Raw genomic sequence first — 7,892 nt, forward strand, 5'->3', positions numbered from 1 at the left:
TCAGAGCCAGTCCGCGATGAGCGACCACAGCGCCACGATGTCCCCGCCCGAATGCCTGGCCGTCGACGGTGCGGCCGAGGCTGTGGTGTACGCCGGCAGCGGTTTCCGGGCCGAGCGCGATGAAAGCCTCAACAACGGCGATAACTTCACGGACGGCAATGATTTCACGCACTACCTCAAGCAGGCCGTGGTGCTGTTCCCGACCGTGGACATGGCGGCGGCGTTCTTCGACGCCTCGGGTGCGCAATGGCCGGCCTGCCGCGAGTACACCCACACCCAGAGCGGAACCCAGTGGTCGCCGGGGCAGATCACCCACGTCGACGGAATCCTGAGTACCGTTGCGACCCAGCAGGATGCGGCGGCCCCGGGATGGGCGTGCGGCCGTGCCCTGGCGCTGAGGAACAACATCATCGTCGACATCAACACGTGCAGCGCCGACCCCGCGGACTCGGCCCCCAAGATCGCCCGCCAGGTCGCCGACGACGTCACGTCACGATGGTGAGCGTGACTCAGCGCCCGACGACCGCGGCGATGCGCGCGGCGACATCGGCGGCCACCGCCAGCGTCGGCGCGTCGTCGGCGGGGACGTAGCGGTCGGCGGCCGCCTCGTAGCGCGCCCCGGCGATAGCGCCGTGATCGGTGTCGATCTCGGTGAGTTCCACCGGCCAGCCGGCCTGCCGCAGGTCGGCGGCGAACTCCCGGCTCGAGCTGACCGGGACGACGTCGTCGTGGACCCCGTGCAGCAACGTGAACGGGCCGCCGACGTTGGCCGAGCGCAGGCCGTCGGCCAGGGTCGCCCCCGAGATCGGGTCCCGCGCCGTGAACGCGCCACCGAGGCAGACGGTGTGTGCCAGCGTGACGTCGAAGTCGGAGGCGTGCAAGGTCAGTCCCGCTGCGGCGGCAGCGCCCATCGACCAGCCCACCAGAAGCAGCCCCTCAGCAGCGCCGGGCAGTCCGCGGGCGAACGCGACGGAGTTCAACAGGTCCGCGCGTCCGCCGTCGTCGGCGTGGGAGTTCCAGTCGGGCGCCACGACGCCGAGGCCGTGGCCGGCGAGCATCCCGGCGAGTGGTCCGACCGCGGCGCGGGCATCGGTCTGCATGCCGTGCCACAGCAGCACCGTGGGGTCCGAGGTGTTTCCGTACAGGTCGACCAGTCGTCCCGGGGCGTACTGCGCAGTCTCCATCCGCCAGGTGTTCCCCGAATACGGCGCCCGACACTTCCGCGTCCGGGCGGCTACGGGGTGCTTTTGGCCGCCTGCTCCGCGGCGTGGTCCTCGATCGCCTTGCCGATCGCGTGCGCGGCGCGGTCGACGAACTCGGTGCCGCTACCGGTCACCCAGTCACACGACGCGGCCGGCGCTGTGAGTTGGCCGGTGAAGTGCGGGATCACGTGCTGCGCGAACAGTTCGTAGCTGTGCAGTTTCGCGGCGGGAGGGGCCCAGTCGTGATCGAAGAGCAGGAAGGCGCCGAACCCGCCTTTGCTGGCCTCGACGAGCTCGTCGATCTTGGCGACCGCGTCTTCCGGCGTGCCGATGACCGCGAAGCCTGATTCCCGGTTGTTCGCGATGATCTCGGCGGCGTGTCTCCCTGCACCGGGCCTGCGGGCAGGATGTGGGTGAATAGCGGGAGAATTCCGCGATTCCGTACTCGACTTCGCGCTCGGCCTGCTCGCGGGTCTCGGCCAGATGCATCGGCCCGACAAGTCGCCACTTCGAGCGGTCGGCGACGTGCCCGTGCTCGAGCGCGACCTACTCCCATGTCGACCAGTGCTGGGCGAGCAGGTCCATTCCCTGTTTGGCGGTGGCGGCGATCGACAGCATGCCGATCCCGTGCTTTCCGGCGCCGCGCGGACCGGTGGGGGAGAAGGACGCCGCGACCGCGACGTCGAAGCAGGGATCGCTGTAGGGCCGCAGCTGTAGCCGCGCGTCCTGGAGGGTGAACCCGTCGGTGTGCATGGTGACGGTTTCGCCGCGCAGCAGGCGCATGATCGCGTCGAGGGACTGCTCCATGCGCGGCCGCTGCTGGTCGGCCGGGATCCCGAGCATATGGGCATCCGAGGTGAGCTGGCCCGGTCCGCAGCCCAGCATCGCCCGGCCGCGGATGAGGTGGTCGAGCAGCACCATCCGGTCGGCGAGCATCAGCGGTTGGTGGTACGGCAGTGAGCTCACGCCCGTGCCGAGCTTGATGTGTTTGGTGCGCTCGGCGGCGACGGCGATGACGACCTCGGGCGAGGCGATGATCTCGAATCCCGCGGAGTGGTGCTCGCCGATCCACGCCTCGGAGAAACCGAGGCGGTCCATCAACACGATCAGGTCGAGGTCTCGCTCGATGGCAAGGGTGGGGTTCTGTCCGACAGGGTGGAAGGGGGCCATGAAGTTTCCGAAGCGCATCCGCCCATTGTGTCCAGGTGACGGGTCCTGATGTCAGCGTTTCCTCCCGGATCATCGGCTCGTCGCCGGATGGAAGGTATGCGGTGCTGCGGAGTCCTCTACCGTGGAGATGATCGATCTTGGAAGTCGGCGGCGTTTCCGTATGCGGCCAGATGGCAATACGGCCATGATCGCGCCGCGGCCGCTCCCGCGCGTGTTCGAACTGAGGAGGAGAGGCCCATGTCGGAGTTGGAGGAGTTCGGTGACGAGCACGCTCCGGAACCCGTGGAGCCGACGTACGCCGAGCACCTCCACCCGGCCCGCCCCCGCACGTTGCGGTTCCGGCCCCGCGTCAAGGCGCCCTTCGCGCGCCGGTCGATCGCCCAGGACGGGTCGGCGAACGGCAACAACCCCGCTTACGTCGAGTGGTTGCGCGCCCAGTCGATGCTCGCCGACGCCAACGAGATAAGCCAGCAGTTCTCCGGTCAGGGTTCGATGTGGCAGAACCCGTATGCCACGCCGAATCCGCGCGCCGCGGTGGACACCGCCTCGGTCTGGTTCACCGCCTACCCGCTGTCGTTGATCACCCGGTCCGACGAGTCGTTTCTCAAGGCGATGGCCAGTGACGAGATGTGGCAGGCGTTCGCCCAGATCGGGATCGAGGCGATACACACGGGTCCGGTGAAACGGGCCGGCGGTATCTCGGGATGGCAGTACACCCCGAGTGTGGACGGCCACTTCGACCGGATCAGCACCCAGATCGACCCCGCCTTCGGGACCGAGGACGAGTTCCGCCAGATGTGCGCCACCGCAACGTGGTACGGCGGCACCATCATCGACGACATCGTGCCCGGCCACACCGGCAAGGGAGCCGACTTCCGGCTCGCCGAGATGAAGTACGCCGATTACCCGGGCATCTACCACATGGTGGAGATCGATCCGAGGGACTGGCACGAGCTGCCCAAGGTGCCCGCCGGTGCGGACTCGGTCAACATCGACGCCGCCACCGAGGAATGGCTTGCCAAGGCGGGCTACATCATTGGCCGTCTACAACGTGTCATCTTCTACGCCGAGGGGGTCAAGGAGACGAACTGGAGCGTCACCCGGCCGGTCACGGGTATCGACGGGGTCGAGCGTCGCTGGGTCTACCTGCATTACTTCAAAGACGGTCAGCCCTCGATCAACTGGCTGGACCCGTCGTTCGCCGGCATGCGGATGGTCATCGGCGACGCCCTGCACTCGCTGGCCGACCTCGGCACCGGCGCGCTACGTCTGGACGCCAACGGTTTCCTGGGGGTCGAGAAGGCGGCCTCCGAGGGCAGCACCGCATGGTCGGAAGGCCATCCGCTGTCCGAGGCGGCCAACCACCTGATCGCGAGCATGGTGCGCAAGGTCGGCGGGTTCACCTTCCAGGAACTGAATCTCACCATCGACGACATCCGCCAGATCGGTGAGGCGGGGGCGGATCTGTCCTATGACTTCGTGAACAGGCCCGCCTACCACCATGCGCTGGCCACCGGGGACACCGAGTTCCTCCGGCTGACACTGCGCACCACCCTCGAGCTGGGCGTCGACCCGGCGTCGCTGGTGCACGCTCTGCAGAATCACGACGAACTGACCTACGAACTGCTGCACTGGGAGAACGGTCACCGCGACGACATCTACACCTACAAGGCTGCCGAACTCACCGGCGAACAGATCGCCCATGCGGTGCGCAGCGATCTCATCGAGCGGCTGACGGGCCCGGACGCGCCGTACAACAGCCTGTTCACCACGAACGGTATCGCGTGCACGACGGCGACGGTCGTCGCCGCGGCGCTCGACATCCGCGAGCTCGACTCGATCGAGGACATCGACCTCATCCGGCGCGCGCACCTGCTGCTGGCGATGTTCAACGCGTTGCAGCCGGGAGTGTTCGCGTTGTCCGGGTGGGATCTGTGCGGAATGTTGACACTGCCGATCAGCAAAGTGTCCGAACTGGTTTCCGGCGGCGACACCCGCTGGATCAACCGGGCCGCCCACGACCTGATGGGTATCAACCCGCACGCGCACCAGTCGACTGCCGGCATGCCGCGGGGCCGCAGCCTCTACGGGACGCTGCCCGAACAGCTCGCCGACGACACCAGCTTCGTGCGGCAGTTGCAGGCGATCCTCAAGGTGCGATCACACTACGGCGTCGCGACCAGCCGCCAGCTCGACATCCCGGAAGTGTCCCACCGCGGGATGCTGGTTCTGGTCCACGAGCTCGACGGGGAAGGCCGCCTGCAGCTGACGGTGTTGAACTTCGCCAACGAGCCGATCGCCGGGACCGTGCGCTCGGAGCACCTACCTCCGGGGGCGCGGGTGTCTGACATGTTCACCGGACACGAGTTCGCGGCCGTTGATGATCTGCACAGCTTCGCTGTCGAGTTGACCCCGCTGCACGGGATGTCGCTGTTGGTGGAGAGCCAGGTCGAGGCCGACCCCGTGCAGCTCGCCTAGCAGTGGCTCACTCGCCGGCGTTGTTCAGCAGCGAGAAGTACTGGTAGGACGGGTCGTTCGCGTCAGGGGTGCCCTTCGGGGTGGCGCTGGTGATCGGGTGGCTCTGGTCGCCGATGGAGGGGTCGTTCACCTGGCTCCAGTCGGTGACGATCGTGCGTTCGACGAATTTCCATGTGCCGTCGCGGTTCTCGTACTTGTCGAGGTAACGCCCGCCGACGATGACGTCGACGTCGTGGTCGCCGCCGCTGAGGGTGTGGATGGCGACGGAGTAGACCTCACCTTCGGCGGTCGTCCCGCTGATGGCGAAGTTCGCCGTCGTGACGTGATGTTGCATCGACCGGATGTACGGCCGCGCGGCGGCGAGCTCGGCGAGGAACGCCTCGACCGATCCTGCCGAGAAGGCGCCGTGGTCGTCAGTGGCGTCGTGGTGGTAGAGGCTGCGCAGTTTCGCGAGGTCGCCGCGGTGGACGGCGCGGCAGTAGCTGTGTACGAGCTTGCGCAACTGGAACTCGTCGGCCATTTCCTGCAGCAGCGCTTCCGATGGTGACATCGTGGCCAGCCTAACCGCGCTCGGCGTAGGCTGAGAGCTTGCATCTCTCGCCTGCGCGTCTGCCCACCGTCGGGAACCACGCGTGACGTACTGCATCGCGGTGATGCTCGACGAGGGACTCATCTTCGCCTCGGACTCCCGCACCAACGCCGGCGTCGACAACTTCGCCAAGTTCGGCAAGATGACCGTCTTCGAACGGCCCGGGGACCGCGTCGTCGTCCTGCTGAGCTCAGGGAACCTCGCCGGAACCCAGGCCGTCGTCAGCCTGTTGAGCCAGCGTTGCGCCGACGGTCCGGCGGCCACCGATGTCCTGGGCGCGAAGACGATGTTCGACGTCGTCAGGTTGATCTCGGATGCGATGCGGGAGACCGAGCAACGCGACGCGGACCACCTCAAAGGCGGCAAGGTCGGCTTCAATGCGTCCTTCCTCGTCGGTGGGCAACTGCGGGGCGAACCGATGCGATTGTTCCGGATCTACGCCGAAGGCAACTTCATCGAGGCGGGAACCGACACACTTTTCCTGCAGACCGGCGAAACCAAGTACGGCAAGCCGATTCTCGACCGGGTCATCGCCACCGACACGTCTCTGTCCGACGCGACGAAGTGTGTGCTGCTGTCCTTCGATTCGACGATGCGCAGCAATCTGTCCGTGGGCATGCCCATCGACCTGATCTGCTATCAGCGCGACAGCCTCGAGGTGCGGCGGCGGCGGCGGTTCCACGACGGTGACCCGTATTTCAGCACTCTCGGGCAAGCGTGGGGTGAGGGCATCCGCCAGGTGTTCGGCCAGCTGCCCGAGCTGCGCTGGTAGGCCGTCAGGACTTGTCGCGTAGCCGCACCAGTCGCGTCGTCGAGCTCTCGTCCAGCTCCACGACGTCAGCGCGCGACCGCAGGAAATCGCTGAACGACTTGAATCCCAAAGACTTTTCGCTGAACGACGGGTCCATGCGCTTCATCTGCGCTTTCACCGCGGAGTTGTGCAGCCAGTCCGCGTCGTCCTTCTCCAGGCCGATCCGCAGTGCGCGGGTCAGCAGCCCGGTGGCCGCGGCCTGCGGATCCGGAGGATCCGGCTCCTCGGGGGGCTCGGACTTGGCGGCTGCCTTGGCCCGCCCGGACCGTTTCTTCGGCGCCGGTTTCTCGTCGGCGGTGTCGCTGGGGCCGGGACTGGGTTCGAACACCGGGATCCCCGGCAGCGTGTCGTAGGTGACGAACTCGTCGCACGCCGCTGCGAGCATCCGGCTCGACGATCCGGCCACACCGATCCCCACCACGTAGCGGCCGAGGCGCTTGCACCGCTGGGCCAGCGCGATGTAGTCGGAGTCGCCGGCGACGATCACCACATGTGTCAGATCGGGCAGCCGGAACATGTCCTCGACCGCGTCGACGGCCAGCCTGATGTCGGCCCCGTTCTTCCCGTAGGCCGCCGCGGGGAACAGTTGCACCAGTTCGACCGCGCGTCCCACCAACTGGCCGCGGTAGCCGGCGTTGATGTCGGCCGACCAGTCGGCATAGGCCCGGGTCAGCACCAGGGTGCCGAACGACGACGCGAAATCGATGATCGCCCCGACGTCGACGGTGGCACGCGCCAGCCGTCCGGGGTCGTCCTCCAGACCCTTCGCCTTGTCACGCTGGAACGAGTTGCGGCCGTTGACCTGGTCGTACCGCGAGATCACGATGTTGTCGAAGTCGAGGTACACCGCGACACGGGCGGCGGCGCCGGATTCCGTCATGACCCCCAGTGTGCTCGATGAACCACCCGGGTAGTCACACTCCCGTGAGGATTCACTCAAGTCACCCCCGCAACACCGCTGATCGCGCACCATGAGAACGGTGAGCAGCACCGCGACGGGTCGTGAACCGACCCGACACACCGTGCTGGCCGAAGCCGACAGCGGCGCCTACCACTCGCTGCGGCAACGGCCTGTGACCCGCGCCGAGCGGTATGCGCTCGGCAAGAGCCTGCGCAAGCGGGTGCCCCGGCGATCGATGGCCGACTGGACTCCGCCCGCGGGCCGGCCCGACCCGATCGAGCTGATCAACGCCAATCATCGAGGCCGGCTGGAACGGCTGATCCCGGTCCGGGTGGGGCGCATGGTTGCCTCCCCGTACGGATTTCTGCGCGGCACGGCTGTGGTGATGGCCGACGACGTGGCCCGGCTACCGGCGACCGGGATCAGGCCGGTGGTCTGCGGCGATTCGCACCTGGGCAACTTCGGTTTCTACGCATCGCCGGAACGCGACCTGGTGATCGACCTCAACGACTTCGACGAGGCGCACCCGGGCGGCTGGGAGTGGGACCTGCGACGCCTGGTGGCCAGCATCTGGGTGGCGGGTCGCCACAACGGTGCCTCCGAGGACGACTGCGGCTCCGCGGTGCGCTCCTGCGTCTCGGCCTACCGGCGGGAGCTGCGGCGACTGTCGAAGGAGCCGCTGTTCTCGCGGTCCTTCGCCCGGCTGGACGTCGACCAGCTGGAGGGCGAGGCAGCCGGTCC

The 7,892-nt window shown here is 67.5% G+C and carries 7 protein-coding genes and 1 pseudogene; 4 read left to right on the forward strand and 4 right to left on the reverse strand.

All coding sequences use genetic code 11. The annotated features are described in order from the left end of the window. On the forward strand, positions 1-502 hold a 502-nt coding region (locus WA944_RS16470; protein WP_526611047.1), incomplete at its 5' end, for a sensor domain-containing protein. Between the two features lie 7 nt (positions 503-509). Here WA944_RS16470 and WA944_RS16475 read toward each other — a convergent pair. Both WA944_RS16475 and WA944_RS16480 read right to left on the reverse strand, forming a co-directional pair. Next, the gene (locus tag WA944_RS16475) at positions 510-1,184 is read right to left on the reverse strand and encodes an alpha/beta hydrolase family protein (RefSeq protein WP_526611049.1); all 675 of its coding nucleotides are present in this window, start codon (positions 1,182-1,184) and stop codon (positions 510-512) included. A 50-nt stretch (positions 1,185-1,234) separates the two neighbouring features. Continuing rightward, positions 1,235-2,390, reverse strand: a pseudogene (locus tag WA944_RS16480) (LLM class flavin-dependent oxidoreductase). Between the two features lie 219 nt (positions 2,391-2,609). Between WA944_RS16480 and treS the strand changes: the two are divergent. Next, positions 2,610-4,850, forward strand: a complete 2,241-nt coding sequence (gene treS / locus WA944_RS16485; protein WP_526372387.1) for a maltose alpha-D-glucosyltransferase — start codon at positions 2,610-2,612, stop codon at positions 4,848-4,850. A gap of 7 nt (positions 4,851-4,857) precedes the next feature. Here the strand turns inward: treS and WA944_RS16490 are convergent, their stop codons facing one another. Further along, positions 4,858-5,400 (reverse strand): nuclear transport factor 2 family protein, encoded by a 543-nt coding sequence (locus WA944_RS16490; protein ID WP_526372388.1) that lies wholly within the window; start codon positions 5,398-5,400, stop codon positions 4,858-4,860. A gap of 82 nt (positions 5,401-5,482) precedes the next feature. Between WA944_RS16490 and WA944_RS16495 the strand changes: the two genes are divergently transcribed. Then, complete coding sequence (locus WA944_RS16495) at positions 5,483-6,211, forward strand: proteasome-type protease (protein ID WP_526372389.1); 729 nt, start codon at positions 5,483-5,485, stop codon at positions 6,209-6,211. A gap of 4 nt (positions 6,212-6,215) precedes the next feature. Here the strand turns inward: WA944_RS16495 and WA944_RS16500 are convergent, their stop codons facing one another. Continuing rightward, positions 6,216-7,130 carry an NYN domain-containing protein gene (locus WA944_RS16500; protein ID WP_526372390.1) on the reverse strand — a complete coding sequence of 305 codons (915 nt, stop codon included), beginning with the start codon at positions 7,128-7,130 and terminating at the stop codon, positions 6,216-6,218. 91 nt (positions 7,131-7,221) lie between these two features. On the opposite strand from WA944_RS16500, the gene WA944_RS16505 reads away from it, so the two are divergent. Beyond that, the coding region (locus tag WA944_RS16505) for a DUF2252 family protein (protein ID WP_526647142.1) at positions 7,222-7,892 on the forward strand (671 nt) is incomplete at its 3' end.

The organism is Mycobacterium sp. (assembly GCF_049683355.1).
Taxonomy (GTDB): Bacteria; Actinomycetota; Actinomycetes; order Mycobacteriales; family Mycobacteriaceae; genus Mycobacterium.